This window comes from Bacillus sp. AK031 (assembly GCF_053903065.1).
In genome coordinates this window covers 568,669-593,908 of record NZ_CP096424.1, presented here as the reverse complement: position 1 = coordinate 593,908, position 25,240 = coordinate 568,669, and the positions used below count along the sequence as shown (strand labels likewise).

27 protein-coding genes, 1 tRNA gene and 1 pseudogene are annotated in these 25,240 nt (G+C 45.3%); 2 read left to right on the top strand and 27 right to left on the bottom strand.

What is annotated here, in order from left to right:
- Window positions 1–127 precede the first annotated feature (127 nt).
- The 4 genes from M1E09_RS02755 to M1E09_RS02740 form a co-directional block, all read right to left on the bottom strand.
- Entirely contained in the window at window positions 128–391 is a 264-nt protein-coding gene (locus tag M1E09_RS02755) for a glutaredoxin family protein (protein ID WP_456273365.1), read from the bottom strand.
- The gene (rpoN, locus tag M1E09_RS02750) at window positions 384–1,670 is read right to left on the bottom strand and encodes an RNA polymerase factor sigma-54 (RefSeq protein WP_456273364.1); all 1,287 of its coding nucleotides are present in this window, start codon (window positions 1,668–1,670) and stop codon (window positions 384–386) included. Before rpoN ends, M1E09_RS02755 begins: the two co-directional genes overlap by 8 nt.
- 155 nt (window positions 1,671–1,825) lie before the next feature.
- On the bottom strand, window positions 1,826–2,449 hold the full coding sequence (locus M1E09_RS02745) for a DsbA family oxidoreductase (RefSeq protein ID WP_456274883.1): 624 nt from the start codon (window positions 2,447–2,449) through the stop codon (window positions 1,826–1,828).
- A gap of 210 nt (window positions 2,450–2,659) precedes the next feature.
- Window positions 2,660–2,731: transfer RNA gene (locus M1E09_RS02740), tRNA-Arg, on the bottom strand.
- An 861-nt stretch (window positions 2,732–3,592) separates the two neighbouring features.
- Between M1E09_RS02740 and clpP the strand changes: the two genes are divergently transcribed.
- Window positions 3,593–4,192 (top strand): ATP-dependent Clp endopeptidase proteolytic subunit ClpP, encoded by a 600-nt coding sequence (gene clpP, locus M1E09_RS02735; protein WP_456273363.1) that lies wholly within the window; start codon window positions 3,593–3,595, stop codon window positions 4,190–4,192.
- A 190-nt stretch (window positions 4,193–4,382) separates the two neighbouring features.
- Here clpP and M1E09_RS02730 read toward each other — a convergent pair whose 3' ends face one another.
- The 20 genes and pseudogenes from M1E09_RS02730 to hprK form a co-directional block, all read right to left on the bottom strand.
- Window positions 4,383–4,640, bottom strand: coding sequence for an HPr family phosphocarrier protein (locus tag M1E09_RS02730; RefSeq protein ID WP_456273362.1), 258 nt, complete (start codon window positions 4,638–4,640; stop codon window positions 4,383–4,385).
- A gap of 28 nt (window positions 4,641–4,668) precedes the next feature.
- Window positions 4,669–5,616 (bottom strand): DNA-binding protein WhiA, encoded by a 948-nt coding sequence (whiA, locus tag M1E09_RS02725; protein ID WP_456273361.1) that lies wholly within the window; start codon window positions 5,614–5,616, stop codon window positions 4,669–4,671.
- Between the two features lie 64 nt (window positions 5,617–5,680).
- Window positions 5,681–6,661 (bottom strand): gluconeogenesis factor YvcK family protein, encoded by a 981-nt coding sequence (locus M1E09_RS02720; protein WP_456273360.1) that lies wholly within the window; start codon window positions 6,659–6,661, stop codon window positions 5,681–5,683.
- The gene (gene rapZ / locus M1E09_RS02715) at window positions 6,658–7,551 is read right to left on the bottom strand and encodes an RNase adapter RapZ (protein ID WP_456273359.1); all 894 of its coding nucleotides are present in this window, start codon (window positions 7,549–7,551) and stop codon (window positions 6,658–6,660) included. Before rapZ ends, M1E09_RS02720 begins: the two co-directional genes overlap by 4 nt.
- Window positions 7,552–7,569: 18 nt before the next feature.
- Window positions 7,570–8,028: an NUDIX hydrolase gene (locus M1E09_RS02710; RefSeq protein ID WP_456273358.1), complete on the bottom strand. Its 459-nt coding sequence runs from the start codon at window positions 8,026–8,028 to the stop codon at window positions 7,570–7,572.
- 419 nt (window positions 8,029–8,447) lie between these two features.
- Entirely contained in the window at window positions 8,448–9,395 is a 948-nt protein-coding gene (gene trxB / locus M1E09_RS02705; RefSeq protein WP_456273357.1) for a thioredoxin-disulfide reductase, read from the bottom strand.
- Window positions 9,396–9,629: 234 nt separating this feature from the next.
- Window positions 9,630–11,144 (bottom strand): tetratricopeptide repeat protein, encoded by a 1,515-nt coding sequence (locus M1E09_RS02700; protein WP_456273356.1) that lies wholly within the window; start codon window positions 11,142–11,144, stop codon window positions 9,630–9,632.
- 181 nt (window positions 11,145–11,325) lie between these two features.
- Window positions 11,326–11,970, bottom strand: a complete 645-nt coding sequence (gene hisIE, locus M1E09_RS02695) for a bifunctional phosphoribosyl-AMP cyclohydrolase/phosphoribosyl-ATP diphosphatase HisIE (RefSeq protein ID WP_456273355.1) — start codon at window positions 11,968–11,970, stop codon at window positions 11,326–11,328.
- Window positions 11,967–12,725, bottom strand: coding sequence for an imidazole glycerol phosphate synthase subunit HisF (gene hisF / locus M1E09_RS02690; protein WP_456273354.1), 759 nt, complete (start codon window positions 12,723–12,725; stop codon window positions 11,967–11,969). Before hisF ends, hisIE begins: the two co-directional genes overlap by 4 nt.
- Window positions 12,719–13,453, bottom strand: a complete 735-nt coding sequence (hisA, locus tag M1E09_RS02685) for a 1-(5-phosphoribosyl)-5-[(5-phosphoribosylamino)methylideneamino]imidazole-4-carboxamide isomerase (protein WP_456273353.1) — start codon at window positions 13,451–13,453, stop codon at window positions 12,719–12,721. Before hisA ends, hisF begins: the two co-directional genes overlap by 7 nt.
- Window positions 13,450–14,079, bottom strand: a complete 630-nt coding sequence (gene hisH, locus M1E09_RS02680) for an imidazole glycerol phosphate synthase subunit HisH (RefSeq protein WP_456273352.1) — start codon at window positions 14,077–14,079, stop codon at window positions 13,450–13,452. Before hisH ends, hisA begins: the two co-directional genes overlap by 4 nt.
- Window positions 14,080–14,673 carry an imidazoleglycerol-phosphate dehydratase HisB gene (gene hisB / locus M1E09_RS02675; RefSeq protein WP_456273351.1) on the bottom strand — a complete coding sequence of 198 codons (594 nt, stop codon included), beginning with the start codon at window positions 14,671–14,673 and terminating at the stop codon, window positions 14,080–14,082. It lies immediately after the preceding gene.
- A 108-nt stretch (window positions 14,674–14,781) separates the two neighbouring features.
- Window positions 14,782–16,050 (bottom strand): histidinol dehydrogenase, encoded by a 1,269-nt coding sequence (gene hisD, locus M1E09_RS02670; RefSeq protein WP_456273350.1) that lies wholly within the window; start codon window positions 16,048–16,050, stop codon window positions 14,782–14,784.
- Between the two features lie 14 nt (window positions 16,051–16,064).
- Window positions 16,065–16,700, bottom strand: coding sequence for an ATP phosphoribosyltransferase (hisG, locus tag M1E09_RS02665; RefSeq protein ID WP_456273349.1), 636 nt, complete (start codon window positions 16,698–16,700; stop codon window positions 16,065–16,067).
- Window positions 16,697–17,884 (bottom strand): ATP phosphoribosyltransferase regulatory subunit, encoded by a 1,188-nt coding sequence (locus tag M1E09_RS02660; RefSeq protein ID WP_456273348.1) that lies wholly within the window; start codon window positions 17,882–17,884, stop codon window positions 16,697–16,699. Before M1E09_RS02660 ends, hisG begins: the two co-directional genes overlap by 4 nt.
- Window positions 17,885–18,481: 597 nt before the next feature.
- A complete protein-coding gene (locus M1E09_RS02655; protein WP_456273347.1) occupies window positions 18,482–19,015 on the bottom strand; it encodes an acyltransferase in 534 nt (177 codons plus the stop codon).
- Window positions 19,012–19,665 (bottom strand): pyrophosphatase PpaX, encoded by a 654-nt coding sequence (gene ppaX / locus M1E09_RS02650; protein ID WP_456273346.1) that lies wholly within the window; start codon window positions 19,663–19,665, stop codon window positions 19,012–19,014. Before ppaX ends, M1E09_RS02655 begins: the two co-directional genes overlap by 4 nt.
- Window positions 19,662–20,614, bottom strand: a pseudogene (locus M1E09_RS02645) (nucleoside recognition domain-containing protein). The gene ppaX and the pseudogene M1E09_RS02645 overlap by 4 nt, the downstream one beginning before the upstream one ends.
- A 31-nt stretch (window positions 20,615–20,645) precedes the next feature.
- Complete coding sequence (lgt, locus tag M1E09_RS02640) at window positions 20,646–21,467, bottom strand: prolipoprotein diacylglyceryl transferase (protein ID WP_456273345.1); 822 nt, start codon at window positions 21,465–21,467, stop codon at window positions 20,646–20,648.
- A gap of 147 nt (window positions 21,468–21,614) precedes the next feature.
- Entirely contained in the window at window positions 21,615–22,550 is a 936-nt protein-coding gene (gene hprK / locus M1E09_RS02635) for an HPr(Ser) kinase/phosphatase (protein WP_456273344.1), read from the bottom strand.
- 234 nt (window positions 22,551–22,784) lie between these two features.
- On the opposite strand from hprK, the gene M1E09_RS02630 reads away from it, so the two are divergent.
- Window positions 22,785–23,456 carry an N-acetylmuramoyl-L-alanine amidase gene (locus tag M1E09_RS02630; protein ID WP_456273343.1) on the top strand — a complete coding sequence of 224 codons (672 nt, stop codon included), beginning with the start codon at window positions 22,785–22,787 and terminating at the stop codon, window positions 23,454–23,456.
- Window positions 23,457–23,504: 48 nt separating this feature from the next.
- Here M1E09_RS02630 and M1E09_RS02625 read toward each other — a convergent pair whose 3' ends face one another.
- From M1E09_RS02625 to M1E09_RS02615, 3 genes are read right to left on the bottom strand one after another with little or no spacing between them, the layout of a single operon-like run.
- The gene (locus M1E09_RS02625; protein WP_456273342.1) at window positions 23,505–23,867 is read right to left on the bottom strand and encodes a phage holin family protein; all 363 of its coding nucleotides are present in this window, start codon (window positions 23,865–23,867) and stop codon (window positions 23,505–23,507) included.
- Window positions 23,868–23,883: 16 nt separating this feature from the next.
- A complete protein-coding gene (locus M1E09_RS02620) occupies window positions 23,884–24,066 on the bottom strand; it encodes a PspC domain-containing protein (RefSeq protein ID WP_456273341.1) in 183 nt (60 codons plus the stop codon).
- Between the two features lie 35 nt (window positions 24,067–24,101).
- Window positions 24,102–25,238: a DUF4097 family beta strand repeat-containing protein gene (locus tag M1E09_RS02615; protein WP_456273340.1), complete on the bottom strand. Its 1,137-nt coding sequence runs from the start codon at window positions 25,236–25,238 to the stop codon at window positions 24,102–24,104.
- Window positions 25,239–25,240: the final 2 nt, after the last annotated feature.

Here is a 25,240-nt window from a genome sequence, read left to right as displayed (position 1 = left end):
TAAAATGATTAGTTGGACTTTATATGTCCCTATAAGACATATTGTGTCCCACTTCCTGCAAAAAAAATTCATCCCTGCTTTCAAGCTTAGTTTAGCAAGGGATGAAACAAAATTCAACTGTAAAAACTCAGAATTTTCGATGTAAACGTTTACTTAGAGTAAAATAATCAATTTGCCCATATTGAATGATTTCCCCGTCCATTTCAACGACTGGAATCATCAGGCCGAACCGCTCTGTGAGCTCGTCACTTTCATCGATATCAAACTCCTGTAAAACAAAGGGGATATCATCTTGGGCCAGTTTCAGCATGAGTTTCGCTTCCTCACACAAATGGCACTGATCTCTCGTATAAAATTTTAGTTGAGGCAATTGTGTTTGTGTTTCATTCATATCTTTTTCTCCTTGTGGATGATGGGATATTCAGCTGGTCACGATACTTGGCCACTGTTCTTCTTGACACCTTAATCCCTTTCTCTTTTAAAAGACCGGCAATCGCCTGATCAGACAGGGGCTTCGTCTTATCTTCATCTTCTACAAGCTGGCTGATCTCACCCTTTATTCCTTCCGAAGATGCGGAATCCTCATCAGTTCCTACCCCGCTTACAAATAAAGCTTTCAATTCATAGGTACCATACGGAGTCCCGATGTACTTCCCCCGGGCCGCCCTGCTTATCGTCGATTCATGTACACCTATTGTGTCTGCGACTTCCTTTAATGTCAACGGTCTTAGATGTTTAGGGCCCCGCCTGAAAAATTCCTGCTGCTTTTCAACCAGGCATTTCCCGACTTTTATCAACGTTGACTTCCGCTGATTGATCATTTTCAAAATCCATTGATACTCCTGCTTCTTATCATGCAGGTACCTTAAGGCTTCTTTATCTTGTGACCGCGAAATCAGTTCATGGTAACTATCATTGTAGAGTACCTTCATCACACTGCCGTCGAGCAATTTGACCTCCAACCCATCGATTGTCTGGGTAACGATCATTTCAGGACGGATATAATGTGGCAGATCCGAGGAGAATCTTGCTCCCGGCCGGGGATTCAATGTTTTTACGTAATCAGCCGCCTTTTGGATGTCAGTGAGAGTAATATCCATCTCACTCGAAATCTTTTTCCAGGTCTTTTCACAAAAATCAACAAAAAATTGTTCAATAATATTGTACGTATACGGCGGGGCTTTGCTGTCCCTGTCGATCTGAAGAAGCAGACATTCCTTTAAATTTCTCGCTCCGATTCCAGCAGGGTCCAACCCTTGTAGAATCTTGATGTATTCTGATAGATTGTTTGTTCCTATAATACTTTCTATATTGGATGGCAAATAGCCATTGTCGTCAAGGCTGTCAAATAACACAGACAACTGGTTTCGGTCTTCACGGGTTAGCGCTTTCAAATCAAGCTGAGCTGTCAGGTGTTCCCATAGAGAAGCCTCCCGGACAGCAATTTCTTCAATCCAGTCGATGCTCATTCCACCTTGGTGGCGGCCTCTATCGTTCTCCTGGTAAGAAACAGGTTCAAGCTGAAGAAGAGGGTTCTCCAGTGCCTTGCTTTCCAGATATTCATTGAGCTCCAGGGAGGAATACTGCAGCAGTTCGATCGCCTGAGTCAGCTGCTGAGTCATATGTAATTTTAAAGATTGCCGCTGATATAACCCGGTATTGAGCTTCATTCCTATCCCTCCTCCCCTTATTTTACAACAGAAAGAGGCTCCCGTGTATGGAAATAAGTAGGCGGCTCTAGGGCGGAAGTGTTTTTCATCGTTATATAAAAAATAGTCCCTGCTTCCTGATTTACAGGAAAGCAAGGACCGGTACTTTATTTTGTTTACTTTTTAGGGATTTCACAGCCGTTTTCATCACAGACAACACCGTCTTCACTGTCGCTGTTCAATACAGTGATTTGATCTTCTGCAATTACTTTTTGCAATGCCTGAACAAATACCTCAGCGGGCTGGGCACCTGTAAGGGCATACTTTTTATTGATCAAATAAAAAGGAACACCTGATACGCCAATTTGCTGTGCAGCCTGCTCGTCAGCACGGACGGCATCAGCCATCTCGCCGCTTGCCAGCATCTTCTCAACCGCCTCACGGTCCAATCCTGTTTCAACCGCCAGCTCTGTCAAGGTTTCATGGTCCCCAATATGCTTGGATTCAACGAAAAACGCACGTAAAATGCGCTCTGTCATCTCTTTCATCAGACCCTGAGTTTTCGCATACATCGTCAAGCGGTGTGCATCAAAGGTATTCGTTAAGATCATCGTATCCATTTGATAATCCAATCCAGCCTCTTTCGCCATTTGTACCATGTTTTGGGTGTTGGCCCTGGCTTGATCTATACTCATGCCATATTTCTTGGCTAGTTTCTCATAAATGTTTTCTTTTATATCCCGCTCTGCTGCCGGATCCAGTTCGAAGCACCTGTAAGTGACTTCAACCGGGTGGTCAATCTGCTTAATGGCGTCCTCCAGACGCCTTTTGCCAATATAGCAGAATGGTCAAGCATAATCTGTCCACATTTCGATGTGTACCATATTTATCCCTCCTAATCATTATTCACCTATAGTATAGTTTGTGTGATTGGATTTTACACGTGATTTGCTTGCTGGCAAAAACAAAAAGGCCCCTGCACTGAAAATCAGCGCAGAAGCCTTTGGCAACGCCCTCGGAGGGAATCGAACCCCCATTTTAAGAACCGGAATCTTACGTGCTATCCGTTGCACCACGAGGGCAAACTGTACGACGAAGCGTACGATATCCTATTATAGTCCAGAAACCGGGGAAATGCAATAGGTTTTGGGTATGCCAGGATTAGAGTTTTTCATTGTTGATGTAATGCATATTAAGAGACAAGGAAAATGGGTGTTCCGAGAGTCAACGGACCGCATATGTGATTATCGGGTCATTGAAAAACTGAATGTTGAAAGTCAACGGACCGCAAACGGGGTTATCGGGTCATTGAAAACCTGATTGTTGAAAGTCAACGGACCGCAAACGGGGTTATCAGCCCGTTGAAAACCTAAATACCAAAAGTCAACGGACCGCAATCGGGTTTATCGGCCCACTGAAAACCTAAACACCAGAAGTCAATGGACCGCAAAACGGGTTATCGGACCATTGAAAACCTAAATACCAAAAGTCAATGGACCGCAAACGGGGTTATCGGACCATTGAAAACCTAAATACCAAAAGTCAATGGACCGCAAACGGGGTTATCGGACCATTGAAATCCTAAATACCAAAAGTCAACGGACCGCAAACGGGGTTATCGGCCCAATGAAAACCTAAACACTGAGTTTCAACGGTCTGTAAAGAAGGTCAAAGCACGCAATAGACTTACTACGCTGTACTTGGCTTTGCATTAATGCTTTGTTAGGTAACTTATAAAAAAACAAACAATAATCTTTTATTCACATTTAGCATAGTTTTAAAAAAGGAATGAATGGGTATCATGTAGAAAGGATTGTTGAGAGAATTAAAGGTTTAGCTGAGGTGAATTGTTTGACCTTTATTGACCAACTGGTGTATTATATCAGTACATAAAGATTTCTATGTTTACAACATAACATTATTTGATCGAAGGAGGAAATAAGATGAACTTAATTCCGACAGTTATTGAACAAACAAACCGCGGTGAGCGTGCTTATGACATTTACTCCCGCCTGTTAAAAGACCGTGTTATCATGCTGGGAAGCGGCATTGATGATAATGTTGCCAACTCTATCGTAGCGCAGTTGCTATTCCTTGAATCAGAAAACCCTGAAAAAGATATTTCAATCTATATCAACAGCCCTGGCGGAAGCATCACAGCCGGTATGGCAATCTACGATACAATCCAATACATCAAGCCTGATGTACAGACGATCTGTATCGGTATGGCAGCATCCATGGGTGCATTCCTTCTGGCTGCAGGTGCTAAAGGCAAGCGCCTTGCCCTTCCAAATGCTGAAGTCATGATCCATCAGCCACTTGGCGGCGCTCAAGGACAGGCGACAGAAATTGAAATCGCTGCAAAACGCATTCTATTCTTGCGTGAAAAGCTGAATCAAATCCTTTCTGACCGCACTGGACAGCCGCTTGAAGTGATCTCTAAAGACACTGACCGTGACAACTTCATGACAGCTGAAAGAGCGCTTGAGTACGGTTTAATCGATCGTATCATCACTAATAATGAAATGAATGAAAAGAAATAATTAATTCAGAAGAGCACCTGCTTTTGGCAGGTGCTTTTTTATGTGCTCTATTCTTGTTGGCAGCGGTGGATTGGAGGTTTGGTGCCTGGTATAGTTCTCCCCTTTTGTACCTGGCACAGACCAGGAAAATCCCCGCTTAACCAGCATCAATAAAAAAACTCCGCTCAAATGAAAAGGCGGAGTTCCTTGATTAACTTTCTTTCTGTACAAATTCAGCCAGCTGCCTGACTGCTTCTTTTTCATCAGTGCCGTCTGCAATGAGGGTGATTTCAGTGCCTGAGCTGACGGCCAGGCTCATTAGTCCCATGATGCTTTTGGCATTTACTTTTTTACCGTTTCTTTCTAAGAAGACTTCTGATGAAAATCGGTTGGCTTCCTGTACAAACAGAGCTGCCGGGCGGGCTTGCAAGCCGGTTTTTAATTTTACCTCAACTTTTTGTTCTACCATTCTCTTTCTCCCCTTTGTACATTTATATTTAATGGTTTACTTTTTCACCTGCACGCAGTTTGTCTGCTATTTCATCTATTTTGCGAAGTCTGTGGTTGATGCCTGACTTACTGATATTTCCCCCTGAAACCATTTCCCCTAATTCTTTCAATGTTACATCCTGATAGGTTACTCTCAGTTCAGCAATTTCCCTTAACTTGTCAGGAAGTATCTGCAATCCGGCTGTCTGTTCGATAAACCGGATATTTTCTACCTGGCGGAGGGCAGCCCCTATCGTCTTGTTCAGATTCGCGGTTTCACAGTTTACCAGCCTGTTGACCGAGTTTCTCATATCCCTGACGATCCGTACATCTTCGAACCGCAGCAGCGCACCATGGGCCCCTACTACATTCAAAAATTCAGTAATTTTTTCCGCCTCTTTAAGATATGTGATGAATCCTTTTTTGCGTTCCAATGTTTTGCTGTTCAATCCGAAGCTGTTCATCAGGTCGGAAAGCGCCTCATTATGTTCTTGATACAATGAGAATATCTCAAGGTGGTAAGAGGAGGTTTCGGGGTTATTGACGGATCCTCCAGCTAAAAACGCACCCCTTAAGTAGGAACGCTTGCAGCATTTCTTCTTAACCAAGTCAGCAGAAATATTATGAATAATGGTAAAACCTTCTCCAAGGATATGGAGGTCTTCCAAAATCTCTTTTGTATCTTCGTTAAGACGCACTATATAGACATTATTCTTTTTGAGCCGCATTTTTTTGCGGACAAGCAGCTCGACAGGAGTGTCATAATTTTTTTTGATCAATGAGTAGATCCTTCTTGCGATGGCGGCATTTTCCGTCTGGATATTCACAATAAGCGATCTGTTGGCAAATGAAAGAGATCCGTTCATCCTGATCAAGGCAGACAACTCTGACTTTGAACAGCAATCTTTCAAATCCAGGTTGGTTAATTCTTTTTTCGTTACTGAAGCAAACGACATCTCTTCACCTCCTAAGACAAACGCTTGCACTATTTTCGTTGGTGTGCTGATTTTTCTTTTTAATCTATTCAATACTTCTCAGATGGGGTTTATCAATGAGTGAAAAGATGATCTCGGCAACTTTTCCGGTATCGTGGCGGATGACGCCGTCGCGGTAAGAGCTGATTTCCTCTTCAATGACGTTCAAGCCCATTGCGGACAGCCTGGCAAAGTCAAAAATGACCGGTTTCGCCTTTTCTTCTTCATAGCGGGCTTCGATTTCTTGAGGAACTTGTTCATTGTTGACGATAATCGTGTCAATGAACCCGTCATGGAGATGATCATAGATTGCTTTTACATGATCGCTTGCAGTGAAATCAAGTGTTTCCCCTGCCTGGGTCATCAGGTTGCAAATGTACACTTTTTGCGCCTTTGCTTTGCTGACTTCCTTTCCGATTTCCGGGACAAGCAGATTAGGCAGGATGCTGGTATACAAGCTCCCAGGACCCACCACAATAAGATCAGCTTCCCTGATTGCCCGAATCGTTTCTGATACCGGGATAATGGTGCCTGGCGTTAAAAATACTCGCTTTATTTTCTTCCCTGCGATAGGAATCTTGGATTCTCCTGTAACGATGGTTCCGTCTTCCATTTCCGCATTCAACACAACACTTTGATTGGCAGATGGAAGCACTTTTCCTTTTACATTCAAAACCCTGCTCATTTCCTGAATGGCATGGACAAAATCACCGGTGATCGATGTAAACGCGGCAAGGATCAAGTTTCCTAAGGAATGGCCGGACAACTCATTGGATGTTTCAAAACGGTGTTGAAACAGCTGTTCAATGAGAGGCTCGACCTCTGACAAAGCGGCAATGACATTCCTGATATCACCTGGCGGGGGTACATTCAGGTCATCTCTCAATCTCCCTGAACTGCCTCCATCATCAGCAACCGTGACAATCGCGGTTATATCTAAAGGATATGTCTTTAGTCCTCTGAGAAGAACAGGCAGTCCTGTTCCCCCGCCTATGATGACTACCTTTGGCTCCTGGCTCTTCCTCATGTCAACTGTTCCCTTTTCTTTTTGATGTCTCGATGAGAAATTTTTGTTGTATAATCTTTTTCAAAATGATGGCCGATGTATTCTGCGAGAGCAACAGAACGGTGTTGTCCACCTGTACATCCGATCGCGATGACAAGCTGGCTTTTTCCTTCGCGTTTGTAATGCGGCAGCATAAATGTCAGCAGGTCTGTCACCTTTTCCAGGAATTTCTGGGTTTCGCTCCATTTCAATACATAGTTCGATACATCTTCTTCCAAACCAGTTCTCGGCCTCATATGCTCGATATAATGCGGGTTAGGCAGGAATCTGACGTCAAATACAAGATCAGCATCGATCGGGATTCCGTGCTTGAAACCGAATGATATGACATTTACAGTGAAAATAGAACGCTTATTGCTGGAAAATTCCTCAAGAATTTTTTCCCTGAGCTCTCTGGGTTTCATCGAAGAAGTCGTGTAAATTGTCTGTGCACGGCCTTTCAATTCTTCTAAAAGCAGTCTTTCCTGTTTGATCCCCTCGAGCGGCAAGCCTGACGGAGCCAGCGGATGGGACCGGCGGGTTTCTTTATATCTTCTGACCAATGAGGAATCATCTGCATCTAAATAAAGAATCTGCGGTGTCACCCATGAAGTTTCCGCCAGATCATCAAGTGCCTGGATAAGGTGATCGAAAAATTCCCGGCCTCTGAGATCCATGCCCAGGGCGACTTTGTTCATTTTCGTCCCCGACTCTTTCATGAGTTCAAGAAATTTAGGAAGAAGAGTAGGAGGTAAATTATCGACACAGAAAAACCCCAAATCTTCGAAACTTTGTATGGCAACGGTCTTGCCTGCTCCGGACATTCCGGTAATGATCACCAATTGACCGTCAGTAGTTGAACCAGTACTCATATTCCCTTCCCCCTTTGATTAACTAGGATCTAACTTATATGCCAGCAGCTTGAAATCAGGTGTATATGTAAAGGTGCCGAATATCGTTCCTTTTCCATGCACCATATATTCTAAAATATGGCGGTCGCCTTCTGCCATTGGCAAATTTTTGATTTCGTCGAACGGATGCCATTCCAATGTGCCTTCTTCACACTCTGAAAGGTTAACCCCATCTGCTTCTGTAGCAAAAAAGGTGAACATCATCCATTCGGAAATGATTTTGTCGCCGTCTTTTATGATAAAAGTAAATATCCCTTTTACATCAGGGTTACGTAAATAAATGCCTGTTTCTTCGCGGTACTCCCTGATCACAGAGTCGCGGATCGATTCTCCCTGCTCCATCTTGCCGCCTGGTGCAACCCACCAGCCTCGGCGCGGTTTCTGGAGAAGGAGGACTTTATCTTCTTTCATATATAGACAATTCGTCACTCGCTGCATTAACATCACCTCAAGCTTTTCATCTGTTTGAATGGCTGTATTTCCGGATTTGTCATGCTCTTTATTATACTATGATTGTACCTCACCTACAATGTTCGAACATTTACCAGTGCTTTACTGCTTTAACGTACTAAGAGGGACTGTCCCTCTTAGCGCTTTAAAGCAATAAAGGATTTACACAAAAAAAGAGACACAGGCGATTCCTGTGTCTAAAAGGGATTTATTTCTTAAAAGGGGGTCAATTTCTTATTATCTATATTACCCGGATTGTGTTTCACTAGTGTTACAGTAGGTTTAAGACGTGATTACGGTTGTTAATTTTTTCTAAACAAAATTCCGTATTGTTAGACAAGCCTTGTCGAAAAATCTGTATAATTTGCCTGTACAGATTTTTCGACAAGCACTTTTTCTACATTTTTTTACTTGCCTTTCATCTTTTCGACAAGTTCCTCTACGTAGTGCTGAGCTGCTTGAGCGGCAATGCTTCCGTCGCCGGTCGCCGTCACGATCTGGCGGAGCATTTTTTCACGCACATCACCTGCAGCAAAGATTCCAGGCACCTTTGTTTCCATTCTGTCGTTTGTTTCGATGTATCCCATATCATTGGTGATACCCAGATTTGCAAACGGTTTTGTTAATGGAATCATACCGATGTAAATGAAGACACCATCTGTTTCAAATGGTTTTTCTTCTCCATCCTCTGTCGATACAAGCGTTACGCTTCCGACTTTTCCGTCTTTTTCATTGATTTCTTTGATTGTATGATTCCAGATGAAATCCACTTTTTCATTATCGAATGCTCGCTGCTGAAGGATCTTTTGCGCACGAAGCTCATCACGGCGGTGAACGATCGTCACTTTGTTGGCGAAACGAGTCAGGTACACTCCCTCTTCAACTGCAGAGTCCCCCCCACCTACGACGACAAGGTCTTTGCCTTTAAAGAATGCTCCATCACACACGGCACAGTAAGATACACCGCGTCCTCCAAGTTCTTTTTCACCAGGCACACCGATTTTTTTGTATTCAGCACCGGTAGTGATGATGACAGCACGCGCCTTGAATTCTTTCGAGCCGGTTTTTACCGTCTTGTATTCTTCTCCGTCTTCGATTTCCTTAATGTCGCCATAAGCATATTCAGCACCGAACGCTTTCGCATGGTCGAACATTTTGTTGGAAAGATCGGGGCCAAGAATGTGGTCGAAACCAGGATAGTTTTCAACTTCCTCTGTGTTTGCCATTTGGCCGCCCGGCACACCGCGTTCCAGCATCAATGTGGAAAGGTTTGCGCGGGAAGTATATACTGCAGCTGTCATGCCGGCAGGACCGGCACCAACGATGATAACATCATAAATTTTTTCTTCTGACACGATTAACACTCCTTTAGTTGAAGATATCCAGTTTGCAGATTTGCAAAACCAAATCGCAGGATTACTTTTTATTGCTAAAAAAAAGAAAGAGCAAAATCATCACTCTAACTTTTGATCAGTAATCCAACCGGTCTCCACAAATTCTGTTTAAGATATTTTGTAGTATTTCCTATCTACTCATATCCTATAAAAAGGAGTGCTCATTCGTCCAAGAATCTGCTCATTAAAACGATTCTAATTTAGAAAGTCCTCAATGATTTCCAGATATTTGTTCAGCGTACCAGAAGTAATTCCATATTTAGTTGATATTTCCGACTTTGTTTTCTTTTCGCTTCTCAATCTATGCCAAGTAAATTCAGTGGCTGCAGCGCATGCTTTGGCATTTTTCAAAGCGTGATCGCTCTCAAGCAATTTGCAGGCGATGCTGAACCATGTCAGGAACAATCCTGAGTCAATTGCATTGATTGGCTGATGCCGTTCATATAACTCCATTGCCGTGTCATGAATATGCTTGATTGCCTTGCTCCCTTTGATGGCTTTCCTGGAATCGGCATTCAAGATTTCAGCAAGATACAGCTTTTCCGAAAGGTTGAAATCATCCACAGCACCAAAGTCGGTATGAGTCAAAACATCCTTCTGATGGCGGGATACTGAAATCAGGAACAATCCGAACAGCCTTTCTTCAGCATACTCACTCTTCATCTTTTTTAAAATGGAAGAAACATGGTTTTCGAATCCTTCGCTTTTGGAATTCCCGTCATTCCAAGGCTCCATTCCGGCTTTCTCTGGATTCTCTTCCAGCACCTTCGCCCAAGCCTGTTCTGCTGTCTTCTCACGCCCTGTATGATAAGCGGCATGTGCCAGCCAGTAGTAAAAGCTCGGATCTCCATAAAAACCTTGTTTCTGAAGAGATTTAAGCCATTCATACGCCTTTTCATTGCGTCCGATCAATGCGAAGGTCGCTCCCAGCTTATAGCGCTGTTCAAAATGCATCGGACGGATTTTTTCCAATCCCTCAATAAGCTCCTTTAGCTCTTCATGCCTTTTTTGGTAAAAATAGAAAACAGCTGTGTTACATAATGCATGAAGGTTTCCTGGATTTTTCGCCAGCACTTCCTCCAGTGTTTCTGCTGCTTTTTCTGTTTCACCCAGGTAGAAGTAAGCTAACGCCAGATTATTGTAAGCAGACCAGTACTCAGGGTAGTCCTTGATGACTTCCTTCAGCAGATCGACAGCTTTTTGGAAATTCCCTGATTCCAAAAGGTTTCTGGCTTTATCCTGGTTGGCAATCAGTTCATCATGCTCATAAAGCGTGTCCAGTGCTTCGTCTGAATCAAGCTCCAGTATTTCAAGAAGTTCTTCTGCATCTTCACTGAACTCACCGTATTCCTCTTTTTCCAGGTAGTTCGTCACATGGGTGTAAGCCTCTTTGAACATCCCGAGGTGCGCATAGTTGTTGGCAAGGAAATAATGGCACTCCACCATGTGTGGATCAAGACTGTCCACGATCAGGTGAAGAAGCTGATTTGATTGACTGTATTCGCCCATTTCCGTGTGCACAATCGACAGCTGGCAGGCGATCATCGGCTCTAGCGGCTCAAGCTGCAGGGCGCGATTAAGATATTTTTTTGATTTATTTAGTTCCCGGCGGTGATAAGCCTTGAGGCCTTTATTGAAGTAGTACTCACCCGTCGGTACGAATGATAAAATTTTGCTTTTATCGTTTCTTGCATTTGAACCTTTTCTCATGAAAGTCCTCCGAAACGTATAGATTAACTACAGTAGTATAACACAACTATTTCAGCAGCTAAACCACTCCTCAAGGATATTTTCTGGAAATAATCCTTTAGCACGCTAAAAGGGCCAGGCCCCTTTGCTGCGTTAAAGCAGCAGAGGGGCCTGGCCCTTTCACCGCTTTAAAGCGGTGAAGCTATTTGTTGTGGCGCTCTTCGAGAGTTTGAAAGACGTCCGCTAAGGGCAAATCCTGTTCTTTCATGAGGACGAGCAGGTGGTAAAGGAGATCGGCACTCTCCCATTTCAACTCTTCCTTGTCACGGTTTTTCGCAGCAATGATGACTTCTGCCGCTTCTTCACCGACTTTTTTCAGGATTTTATCGACACCCTCTTCGAAGAGGTAAGTCGTGTATGCGCCCTCAGGTCTTTGATCGAACCGATCAGATATGACCTTTTCCAGTTCTGTTAGAATACAACTTCCCTTTTCATATGATTCAGCTGCTGCAATACCCTCAGCCTTATAAAAACTTTCCCCAAAACAACTTTCGCTTCCCGTATGGCAGGCAGGCCCTTTCGGTTCCACCTCAACCAGAATCGCGTCCTGATCACAGTCATAGCTCATTTCGACGATCTTCTGCGTGTTGCCGCTCGTTCCGCCTTTGTGCCAAAGCTCCTGGCGTGAGCGGGAATAGAACCAGGTCTCCCCTTTTTCGATCGAAAGCTTCAATGACTCTGCATTCATATAGGCAAGGGTCAGCACCTTTTTTGTAGACGCATCCTGCACAATGGCAGGCACCAATCCGTTCTCGTCAAAACTGATTGATTCAATGATAGTGCTCATCGGACTAAAACCTCCTTTCCACGCAGATACTCTTTCACCTGCTCTACACTGGTTTCTTTATAGTGAAAAATCGACGCAGCCAGTGCTGCATCCGCTTTACCATTTTTAAAAATCTCTTCAAAGTGTTCCGCCTTGCCGGCTCCGCCTGAAGCAATAACCGGTATCGAGACAGCTTCACTCACTGCTTTTGTCAGCGCCAGATTAAAACCCGTTTTGACTCCGTCACTGTCCATGCTCGTCAAAAGGATCTCACCTGCACCCAGCTTTTCTGCTTCCATTGCCCAGGATACAGCATCTTTTTCCGTCACTTTCCGGCCGCCATGAGTATAGACTTTCCAGTTTCCTGTTTCTTCTTCATACTTGGCATCTATCGCCACCACTACGCACTGCGAACCAAAATAGGCCGCTCCTTCGGCAATCAGCTCCGGCCTCAATACTGCGGCGGTATTCAAGGAAACTTTATCAGCCCCAGCGCGGAGGATATTTTTCATATCCTCAACCGAATTGATGCCCCCGCCGACTGTAAAAGGAATCGCAAGCTGTGTAGCTACCTCTTTTACAACATCGATCATCGTTTTCCTGCCTTCATGAGACGCCGAGATATCAAGGAACACCAGTTCATCCGCCCCCTGTTTATCATAAAATTTGGCCAGCTCCACCGGATCACCTGCATCGCGTAACTGCAGAAAACTGATTCCCTTCACAACCCTGCCTTCTTTGACATCCAAACACGGAATAATCCTTTTGGTCAGCATGACGACACCTCTCTGACTGCTTCTTTTACCGAAATCTTGCCCGTATATATCGCTTTTCCGACAATAGCTCCAGCAACACCATTTTGCTCGTTCTCTTTTAAAAGGCGTAAATCTTCCATAGAACTCACTCCGCCGGAAGCAATCACTTCTTTGCCGGTCGCTTTTGCCAAGTCCACAATCGCTCCAACATTCGGACCTGACAGCATGCCGTCCGTCGCGATATCGGTAAAAATAAATGTTTCCGCCCCTGCCTCAGCAAGTTCTTTCCCTAAATCAACCGCTTTTAGCTGAGAGGTTTCAACCCAGCCGTGGGTAGCGACATAGCCGTCTTTCGCATCAAGCCCGATGGCAATCCGGCCGCCGTACTTTTTCAGCCAGCCTTTCACCTGCTCTGTTTGGGAAACAGCGAGACTGCCAATGATGACTCTTTGCACACCATTATTCAGGTAGTATTCGATATCCTCTTCGGTACGGATTCCGCCGCCGATCTGAACTTTCGCTCCCAGATCATTGGCGACAGCCAGTACATACTTGTCATTAACACGGCTGCCTGCTTTTGCCCCGTCCAGGTCCACCATATGAATCCATTCTGAACCTGCCTCCACAAATGTTTTGGCCATATCGAATGGCGAATCGCCATAAACCGTTTCTTTACTGTAGTCCCCTTGCAAAAGGCGGACACACTTGCCGCCGCGCATGTCGATTGCCGGATAAATTGTAAAACTCATTGTACCGCCTCCCGTTCCTCAACCATTTTGGTAAAATTACGAAGCAGCTGCATGCCCAGTACACTGCTCTTTTCAGGGTGAAACTGCATCGCAAAAATATTATCTTTCCCTGCGATAGCAGGCACTTCCACTCCGTATTGAGCTGTAGCGATAACTTCGCTGGCATCTGGCTCCGCAACATAGTAAGAGTGAACGAAATAGACATGCTCTTCAGACAGATTTTCGAGCAGGGGGGATTCATTCACATAATTCAACCTGTTCCACCCCATATGCGGTATTTTCATATCTTCAGAAAGTCTTGGTATCCGGACAATCCGCCCTTTCAGCAATCCAAGTCCTTCTGTGGTCCCATTTTCTTCACTTGTTTCGTAAAGAAGCTGCATACCCAGACAAATACCAAGAAGCGGCTTACCGCTTGCAGCATACTCCTTGATAAAACCGGTCAATTCCTGCCGCGTTAACAGAGTAATAGCATCACGGAAAGAACCGACTCCAGGAAGGATCAGGCCTTCCGCTTTTTGAAGTTCTGTGGCGTTCTCACTAATAAAATAAGGAACATCCAGCCGCTCAAGCGCTTTAGCGACGCTGAACAGATTGCCCATTCCGTAATCGACGATTCCGATCATCTATAACATTCCTTTCGTGGATGGAACCCCTTTGATGCGCGGATCAATCATCGTCGCTTCATCAAGGGCGCGGCCCAATGCCTTGAAAATCGCCTCGATCATGTGGTGGGTATTGTGGCCATAATGGACTATGACATGAAGATTCATTCTGGCTTCAAGAGCCAGCTTCCACAGAAACTCATGAACCAGCTCAGTATCAAAGGTCCCTACCTTCTGGCTTGGAAATTCAGCTCGCATTTCAAGGTGAGGCCTGTTGCTCAAATCAACTACCACCTGTGCCAATGCTTCATCCATGGGAACAAATGCATTGCCATATCGTTTGATTCCTTTCTTATCTCCCAGTGCCTGCTGAAGAGCCTGCCCAAGACAGATGCCGATATCTTCGGTTGTGTGGTGATCGTCAACCTCCACATCCCCTTCCGCTTTGACGTTGAGGTCAAACTGCCCATGCTTTGCAAACAAATCCAGCATATGTGTCATAAACGGCACACCCGTTTCAATAGTAGAATCACCGCTTCCATCTATCGTAAAAGCAAGCTCAATATCCGTCTCATTCGTCTTGCGGACAAGCTCCGATCTCCTGCTGTTTCCCAAAACACTTCACTCCTTCACCGTATTAAAAGGGCCTGGCCCTCTTATCACTTTAACGCGTTAACGCATGAAGAGGGACTGTCCCTCTTAGTGCGTTAGTGTGTTAAAGCGTTAATTTTTGAATCTTGCTTCGACCGCTCTGGCGTGGGCTTCGAGGCCTTCAAGGCGGGCGAGTTTGGCTATTTTGCTGTAGTTGTCTTTCAGTGCTTTTTCGCTATATGAGATGACCGAGGATTTTTTTGTGAAATCATCGACGTTCAACGGCGATGAGAATCTTGCCGTGCCGTTAGTCGGCAGCACGTGGTTCGGGCCGGCGAAGTAATCGCCCACCGGTTCTGAACTATATCTCCCTAAGAAAATCGCTCCTGCATGGCGGATTTTTGCCATCGTCACCATCGGATCTTTTGTCATGATTTCCAGGTGTTCCGGAGCAAGATCATTGACGATATCGACGGCTCGATCCATATCCTCTGCAAGATAAATCGCTCCAAACTTTTCAATCGACTCTGCTGCAATGTCTTTCCGCGGAAGGTCTTCTAAAGCTTTATCGACTGCCCGGGAAACCTGCTCGGCTAATTCCGCCGACGTTGTCACTAGCACTGCCGACGCATTGACATCATGCTCTGCCTGGGACAACAGATCTGCAGCAATTTCTTCTGCAATGCCCGTATCATCAGCCAGCACAACTATCTCGCTTGGCCCGGCAATCATGTCGATTGCCACATCTCCAAATACTTCCCGTTTGGCAAGCGCTACATAGATATTCCCTGGGCCGACAATTTTATCGACCGGTGAAACACTCTCTGTTCCATAAGCCAAGGCACCGATGGCCTGCGCTCCGCCGGCTTTCCAAATTTCCGTTACCCCGGCAATACTTGCTGCTGCCAGAACAGCCGATGGTATGCGCCCGTCTTCACCAGGCGGCGATACCATGGCGATCCGCTCAACACCAGCGACTGTTGCCGGAAGGACATTCATCAGCACGGAGGAAGGGTAGGCAGCTGTGCCGCCCGGAACATATACGCCTACTGAATCGAGAGGAGTTATTTTCTGTCCAAGCAGGGTTCCATTTTCATTTGTATCAAACCAGGAATTCCGCTTTTGCTTTCGATGAAACGCGGCGATATTCTCTGCAGCTTCTTTGATGATCTCCATCATCTCGCTGCCGACTTCCTTTACCGCTGTATCTATTTCCTCTGAGGAAACCTGCAGCTCCTGAAGACTCACGCCATCAAATTGTTCAGTATACTTCTTTAACGCCTCATCACCGCTTGTTTTTACATTCCGTAAAATTTCTTTCACTGTTTCCCGCTGCTGCTCAGTCCCGCTGTCGATTGAGCGCTTAATCGACAGTGGCCCTTTCGCATCCACGATTTTCATCTATTTCCCCTCCTTTACACTGGAATGTTGCTTACAACTTCTCTTAATCTCTCTGCCAGCTCATCGATCCTTCTATCTTTCATCCGGTAGCTGACGGGATTCACGATCAGCCTCGAAGTGATGCCTACGATTTTTTCATATTCGACCAGCCCATTCTCCTTGAGGGTCCTGCCGGTTGAAACGATATCAACGATCCGGTCGGCAAGCCCGATCATTGGCGCCAGTTCAATCGATCCATTCAGTTTGATGATTTCAACCTGCTCTCCCTGTTCACGGAAATAGCTTGAGGCAATGACCGGATACTTCGTCGCAATCTTTGGAGCGACCTCATTCATCTTTGTGTCCGGGAGACCCGCAACCGCCAAGTAGCACGCAGAAATTTTCAAATCAAGAAGTTCATAGACATCCCGCTCTTCCTCCAGCATCACATCCTTGCCGGCTATCCCCAAATCGGCTACACCATGTTCGACATAGGTAGGTACGTCCATCGGTTTCGCAAGGATGAATGTCAGCTTTTCTTCCGGGACGTCGATGATCAATTTCCTGGAATCATCGAATTCCGGTGGAAGGTTATACCCCGCCTGCCGCAGCAGCTCAAGTGCTTCATCAAAGATCCGCCCCTTCGGCATTGCGATTGTCAGCTGTGTCATGATTCCTCACCGCCTTTTCCGTTCTTTCCGATAAAATAATGGACTTCCGTGAATTCTTTTGAAAAGTCGTCAACATCCGAAATGCCTTTCCAGTCTTGCAGCACAACGCTCCTGCCCTGACTTCTAAGCTCCTGCGCAAACTGTATGGCTTCTCCCCGGCGCTCCCGGCTGAACAGGACGCAATCATCTGTAACCGGACTTTCCGGAAACCCGATTGCCTCAAGAGTATAATCCAGCCTTAGGGCAAACCCGGTGGCTCCTGACTCTTTCCCGAACTTTTCCATCAGTTTATTGTAACGGCCCCCGTTTCCGATCGGAAAGCCAACGTTTTCGGCATATGTTTCAAAAAGAATCCCGGAGTAATAGCTCATATGGCTGACGAGACTCAGGTCAAATTTTACATATTGTGCAAGACCGTAATCCTCAAGCAGGCCTGAAAGCTCTTCCAGCTGCTGGATCGCTTCTCTTCCCGCCTCGCCTTCCATTAAAGGGTACGCTTTCTGAAGGACGTCTTTTCCTCCCCTTATTTTCAAAAAAGAGAACAGCCGCTGTTTGTCAATAGAGGATAAGGACAAACCGTTCACATGGTCCCTGAACCCCACATAATTTTTTTCATATAGAAAGCGGCTTAACGTGTTCGCGCGTTCTTCCGTTCCTAAAATCTCTTTAAAAAGCTCTTTGACGAATCCAATATGGCCGATCGATATCGTAAAGTTTTCAAGCCCCGCTTTCTTCAAGGACGAAATCATCAGTGAGATAACCTCCCCATCCGCTGATATCGTTTCATCTCCGATACATTCAATCCCGAATTGTTCAAATTCTGCGGGCCGTCCACCTTCCCTTTGCTGGGCCCGGAAAACATTTGCACAATACGCAAGCCGTAGTGGCTGTTTGTTGCGCAGCAGCTTGGAAGCCGCCACCCGGGCAATCGGCGCTGTCATATCCGGACGGAGCACGAGGGTATGCCCCTGCTGGTCGAGAAGCTTGAACAGCTGCCTGTCTAAAATCGCCGACGCTTCTCCGACTGTTTCAAAGTATTCGAGTGTCGGCGTTTCAATAAATTGATAGCCCCAAGCTTTCATCGTATCTTCCATTTTTGTTTTCAACGAAGCTTTCGCCTGATAGAGATTAGGAAATGTATCTCTCATCCCCAACGGTTTTTCAAACATGAACAGCTTTGACATGACAACCACCTTTTATATTTGAGTTTGATTTTATTATCGCACTATAGTTAATTTATTGAAAATATTTAAAATCCTTTAGTTCGCTAATGTGCTAATAAGGTAAAGTTATATGTAGTGTAACCCTGGAGGGCAGTTCCGTCAACCTAAAACTCTTTTTTGTCTGCTGTGTTTACTGTAAAAGATGGACCGTTTAGATATGGAGGTGCCCAGTTCAAGCATGAATTTACACATAGATAGGGGAGAGCAGTTCAAGAGCTAGAGTAAAATTAGAAAACCTGCCCACAGGAACAGGAATCTTCACCTTGAATTTTTTAAAATCTATATTCTAAGTGGTTGTGGTTGTGGTTTTTTATTCTGACTTAATGTAAAACTGATCGATTGGAGCGGAAGGCGTGCGACCTCCTGCGGGATTAGCGTGACAGGTGAGACCCCGCAGGCAAAGCCGAGGAGGCTCACCGCACGCCCCGCGGAGTCGCACGCCTGGAGCGGAAATCACTCTGAACTTGTTGAATAACTACATTATTTATGAAAGGTCATTTAGAAAGTCCACTGACATACAAAAAAACCCCTCAGCAATAACTACTGAGAGGTTAAAGATCACTTCTGCACACCATATATCTCATCATCTTTCCATCGTTCCTGCATTTCCTCTTTGGTATAGATGACTTTCATCGGATTGCCTCCGACGAATGCTCCGGCGGGTACGTCTTTGTGGACGAGCGTTCCGGCGGACACGATCGCTCCGTCGCCGATTTTGATTCCTGGCAGGATGGTGGTGTTGGCGCCGATCATGACTTCGCTGCCAATTTCGACATCGCCGAGACGATACTCTTTGATGAGGTATTCGTGGGCAAGGATGGTGGTGTTGTAGCCGATCACGGTGTTGCGTCCGACTGAAATTTTTTCAGGAAACATGACATCAAGCATCACCATGAGGGCGAACGATGTTTCATCACCGACCTTCATTTTCAGAAAGGTTTTGTACAGCCAGTTTTTCATTCCTAAGAAAGGCGTATATCTTGCCAGCTGAATGACAGCAAAGTTTTTGACCACTTTCAGGAATGGCACGGTTTTGTACACATGCCAGAGTGAATTTGCCCCGTCTACCGGATAACGGGTCGTCCGTCTCATATTTTTTTCATTCCTACGGCTTCTAAAAGATCCGGCATTGTTTCCAGCATGAAATCAGGTTCATATTGATCAAGGTATTCACGGCCTTTTGCACTCCAGGCGACACCTGCGGAATAGGTTCCGGCATTCTTCCCTGCCAGGATATCATGATGATTGTCGCCTACCATGATGGATTGGCCAGCAGTTGAACCGAGTGCCTCAAGAGCTTTTTCAATCGGCTCAGGATCAGGTTTTGCCTTCTCGACTTCATCCAATGTGATGATGACATCAAAGAACTGATCCAATTTAGTCAATTCCAACCCTTTGATCACGACGTCCCGGACTTTTGTGGAAACAATCGCCAGCTTGTAACCGTTTTGGCTCAATGTTTGCACAGTCTCGAATACACCTTCGAATTCAGTAACTAATGAATCATGTTTTTCAAGATTGTAGGTCCGGTAGGTTTTCACCATATCCTCGACCGCATCCGGATTCACTTTTAAAAAGGATTCTTCAAGAGGCGGCCCCATGAATTGCAGGACATCTTCCCGCTTATATTGATCCGGAAAATACGTATTCATCGTATGCAAAAAAGAAGATATAATCAGCTCATTTGTATTGATCAGTGTTCCATCCAAGTCGAAAAGCACTGTTGTCATTTTTTCATTCATAGCGTTGCTTCCTTTCGTTTTGTCACTTCAGCACGTCGCCAAACAAATGCAACGGCAAGTGTCAATAATATAGCGGTGACAAGCCTGATGATCAGCAGCGGCAGTACCGGGATGCCAAGCGGAATGAAGATCAGCGTATCTTCAACAACCGCGTGGCAGGCGACCAGGAAGATAAACGCAAGGGTCACGTCTTTCTTACTGACCCCGTCTTCCTGGACTGCCTGAATCATCACTCCTGCACCATACGCCAGCCCGATCAGCAAGCCTGCTGCCAGTGTTGTAGAAGTGTTGTAGAAGTGTTGGCATTCATCCCCATCGCTCTCGTAAACGGAGACATCCAGTTCGAGAATGCCGCCAGCCACTGTTTATCTTTCAAAATCTGCAGGCCGACCATAAGCGGGATGACGATCAATGCCAGCTGCAAAATACCGTAACCAGCTTTTTCAAAGGCCAGCAGGAATATTTCTCCCCAGCTTTCAGGCTCAGCTCCCTGAGGAGGAACCATTCCGTATTGAGCCAGCTCTCCGCCGCCATTCCAGACAAGGTTGATGACAACGGCAGAAATGACAGCCAGCCCGATTCTCACCAGAAGGATGATCCAGATTTTCACGCCCACTTTCGCCGCTACCGACGATTCAATCAGCAAGTTGTGGCAAAAGCTTAGCATGACAGCGATGATAAAGACTTCTTTCACTGTAAGATCCAATGAAAGGATTCCACCAATGGCAGCATAGAGGTTCAGGAAATTCCCCAGCACCAGCGGAATCGCCGCATCCCCGGACAGGCCGAACACTTTCATGAATGGAGAAATTTTATCAATGATCCACGGCAAAATCGGTGTATGCTGCAGCAGCACAACAATCATGGTGATCGGAAAAATGACCTTCCCCAGCGACCAGGTCGTTTTCAGTCCGGCAACACTGCCGTTTTTTATAGATGTTCCCAACATGCTCCATTCTCCCCTTGCTGTTATTATCTCTCTAGGCTTCTACGTCATTATAAGGTTTGGCAGCATAGCCTTTCATTCTTCTGAAAACCCAAACGGCTATTGCGAGTAAAATCAGGACAATCGAAATCACTTGGGCGATGCGAAGCATTTCTGTCAGCATCAAGCTGTCAGTCCGCAAGCCTTCCACAAAGAAGCGGCCGATTGAATACCAGATGACATAAGATAGGAAAAGCTCGCCGACTCTCAGGTTCAATTTCCTGCGGATAATCAGCAGCAAAATGAAGCCTGCGATATTCCAGAGTGATTCATATAAGAATGTCGGGTGATAATACACCCCATTAATATACATTTGGTTAATGATGAAATCGGGCAGCATCAGATTCTCTAAAAACTGCCTGCTTACCTCACCGCCGTGGGCTTCCTGATTCATGAAGTTCCCCCAGCGCCCAATTGCCTGGCCAAGGATGATGCTCGGCGCGGCAATATCGGCAATCTTCCAGAATGAAAGATTCTTCGCTTTCGCAAAAATATAAGCCGTCAACACGGACCCGATCAGCGCACCATGTATGGCGATCCCGCCATTCCAGATTTTAATGATGTCACCTGGATTTTGTGAATAGTAGTCCCATTGAAAAATCACATAGTAGATACGTGCCGAAATGATGGCAACCGGAATTGCCCAGACAATCAAGTCGATAAAGGTATCCTTTGGCAGGCCGAGCCGGTCACTCTCTTTCACAGCCAAATACAGTGCAAGCGCAATGCCCAAACCGATGATTAATCCATACCAATGAACCTGAAGCGGACCGAACTCAAAAGCAATCGGATCCAGCGGTGTAATCCTTGACTCCATACTTCCACACTCCCATTCTCTATTGGGGACTGTCCCCCATCGCTTTAACGCATCACCGCGCTAAGAGGGACAGTCCCTTTTGCTGCTTTAACGCGTTACTGCACGAAGAGGGACAGTCCCTTTCATTGCGTTAAAGTGGTAAAGCATTTAATATTCGTCGTGATCTCCGTCTTCGATGACGTCACTGAGGCGGTTCGTGAATTGTTCGGCCGCATTGACGCCCATTCGCTTCAGGCGGAAGTTCATGGCCGCCACCTCGATGATGACTGCCAGGTTACGTCCCGGACGTACCGGAACCGTTAATTTCGTAATATCAGTATCAATGATCTTCATTTTTTCTTCTTCCAAGCCGAGCCTGTCATACTGCTTTGTTTTATCCCAAAGCTCAAGATTGATGCAAAGCGTGATTCTCTTATAGCTTCGGACCGCACCGGCACCGAAGAGCGTCATGACATTGATGATGCCAAGACCGCGGATTTCCAGCAGGTGTTCAATCAACTCAGGTGAACTGCCGACAAGCGTATCCATATCCTCCTGGCGAATTTCCACACAATCATCGGCCACAAGACGATGCCCTCTTTTTACAAGCTCAAGCGCTGTCTCACTTTTACCGACGCCGCTTTTTCCTGTAATCAGAACACCCACTCCATAAATATCCACGAGGACTCCATGAATCGCCGTCGTCGGGGCAAGCTTGCTTTCAAGGTAATTGGTCAGCCTGCTCGAAAAGCGAGTCGTCTTCATCGGGGTTCTCATCACCGGCACATCGTTGCGGTTGGAGGCTTCTATTAATTCATTCGGAATGACCATATCACGGCTGATGATGATTCCCGGAGTAATGTCCGTGCATAGTTGATCCATCCTCGACTTCCGCTGAGTATCATCAAGCTTTTCCAGGAATGATAACTCGGTTTTGCCCAGCAGCTGGATTCTCTCTGCAGGATAATAATTGAAGTAACCCGCCATTTCCAATCCGGGTCTCGATATATCACTCGTCACAATCGGACGATGAAGGCCTTCTTCGCCACTTACCAATTCCAGATCAAACTTCTCAACAATATCTTTTGCTCGTACTTTTGCCAAAAAGAAGTCCTCCTTTTTATCTTCAAACGTGTATGTAAAAACAATCTTCAGTTTTATCTTTGCCAGCCGCTCTCTTATAAAAACGGTTGAAATGAACAGAAAGGGCCGGAAAGAATTCATCCTAACCCATTTTAGCACTTTTTCGATAAGGACTACCACCTTGCTGGCTGTTCTTTTTCACCAGGGTATCCATAATCCGGTCCCCCTTCTATATAAAAGATGAGGTGATAATCAATGAAATTCATTATTGATGCAGGACACGGATATAGCACTCCCGGAAAAAGAAGCCCTGCAGGCATGAGAGAGTATGAGTTCAATAGAGAGGCAGCCCTTGCTGTAAAAGAAAATCTCTTGAAGTATGAAAATACCTCTGTCGTTTTTACCCACTCCGACCAGAGGGATGTCCCTTTAAAAGCAAGAACGGACCTTGCCAATGAAAAGAAGGGGGATGCATTTATCTCGATTCATGCCAATGCCTTTGGGTCAAGTTGGAATGAGGCATCAGGAATCGAAACCTATGTCTATAAAACAAGACCAGAAAAATCAGTTCGCTTAGCTGAGATAATCCAAAAGCGGCTCATCTCCAAAACCGGCCTCGTCAACCGGGGAGTGAAAGCTGCCGATTTTCATGTATTAAGAGAAACGGAGATGACTGCCGTTCTTGTTGAGTGCGGCTTTATGACGAATAAAGGCAATGCGGAATTATTAAAAAAGGAATCTTTTCGAAGACTGTGCGGGAAAGAGATTGCATTAGCTTTGGCTGACGTCTATCAGTTGATTAAAAAAGATAAGCCTGGTGGGTTATTCAGGGTACAAGCCGGAGCCTTTGCCAATAGGGACAATGCTGAAATTTTGGCGTTGAGGTTGAAACGGGCGGGTTTTGAAGCTTTTATATCGAGAGAATAAGACGGTTTTTTACAAAGAAAAAGAGTGAAAAGCAGACTAAACTGCTTCTCACTCTTTTTTCTTTTTCATCGGTTCAATGACCACTTTCTGGACCGCGACATTGATGACAGCCAGAATGATCGCGGCCAATAAAGCCATCCCGAACCCATCAATCTCGAAGCTGCTTCCCATAATGCCGTCCGTCAATAACAAGGTTACTGCATTAATGACAAACAGGAACAGCCCCAGTGTTAAAATGGTGGCAGGCAGTGTCAGTACAATCAGGATCGGCCTCACCAGCACATTCAATATTGCCAAAATGAAGCTGGCAATGACAGCCGAACCAAACCCGGATACTTCAAACCCTTCAAAATAGCCGGCAAGACTGACAAAGACTACCGCATTAATCAAAATACCGATCAGCCATCTCATTCAATCCATACTCCTTTTATCTTTTAGGAAGTACAAATGCGGCAATGATGTATGCGAGCCCTAAAGGGAAAAATCCTGTCGGGAAAAGCAAAATGACGAAGATGATCCTCAATAGGTTAGCGCTCATGCCAGTCTGTTCTGCGATACCGCCAAGCACTCCTGCCAAGACCTTATTTGTTCGTGAACGAGCTAATGCCATTCATTATCATCCTCTCTTAAATCTTATGCTCTGTCCTATATATCATTCTTCTCTTCTGATTTTTTTATGAGGACAGAGCCAGTCTTTGTGTGAGCAAAGATATGAAGCTTCTTATCCGAAGCACTTTCTTTTGAAAAGTGAACGTGCTTCTGCACCACTTCATTTTTTTCTTCTACTATATTAATACCCTCCATCTCGATCTTAAAACTGCCAAGGTTCGACTTCGCTTCCCCTTTCAGGCCGATGGACCCTGGTACATACAAGTCAATTCCGCCAGTCACAGCCTTAGCATGAAGGGTATCCGCACGGTCTCCTTTCAAATGGCAGACGATCGTGCCGTTCAATGACTGCAAGTCGCTGACACGAACATCGCCATCCAGATATACCTTACCGTTAATGGATTCCGCTTCCACGTCGTCTGAGTGGATATTTGCCAAATGAATTGCCCCATTTGAAGTATCCACTTCCGTTTTCTTCGTCTTCAGATCCCTCAGTTCAACCTTGCCATTCCCTGAACGGACTTTGAATACATCCGCAATGATTCTTTCTGATCTTACAGCTCCATTCAACACTTTCACCGAGATTTTTTCATAATGAGAGGAAGGTACATAAATCTTCGTATCGACCTTCATCCACTTCAATTCAGTCGATAATCGCAGTTTGCCACTTTCAATGTAAAAATCCGTGTTTCCCAAGAATGATTGACGCGCTTCTTCGATATCATCCGTACGGTATACTTTAACCTGGCATTCGACTCTAACCTCATTCTGTTCCCAAGGCAGGACTTCCACCTTGCCATTGGCAACATCAACCGCCACTTCCCTCAGGGACTCGACTTCCGTCTCTTGGAAAACATGAGAAAGCTCAATAGACTTATTGAATTCAAAATCCAAGTCAAAGTTCTTAACCTTGTTAAGGGCCGATTGGAAAAAGTCGATCAATTTATCTTTGCTGTTATGGGAGGAAGAGCTGCCATAGTCTTTTTTCTCCGACTTCTCACCGGTAAAAATGTCTGCAAGATCATTCAGGATATCTGATTCTTTTTCTTTGTAAGTTGTTTTGGTACTGCTTTTCTTCTCGCTATCCAACGCTTCCAATAAGGTAAGAGCTTCCTTTGTGGACAACTGGCCTTTTTCCACCATTTCTAAAATTCGTTTGCGTTCTTCATTCATTT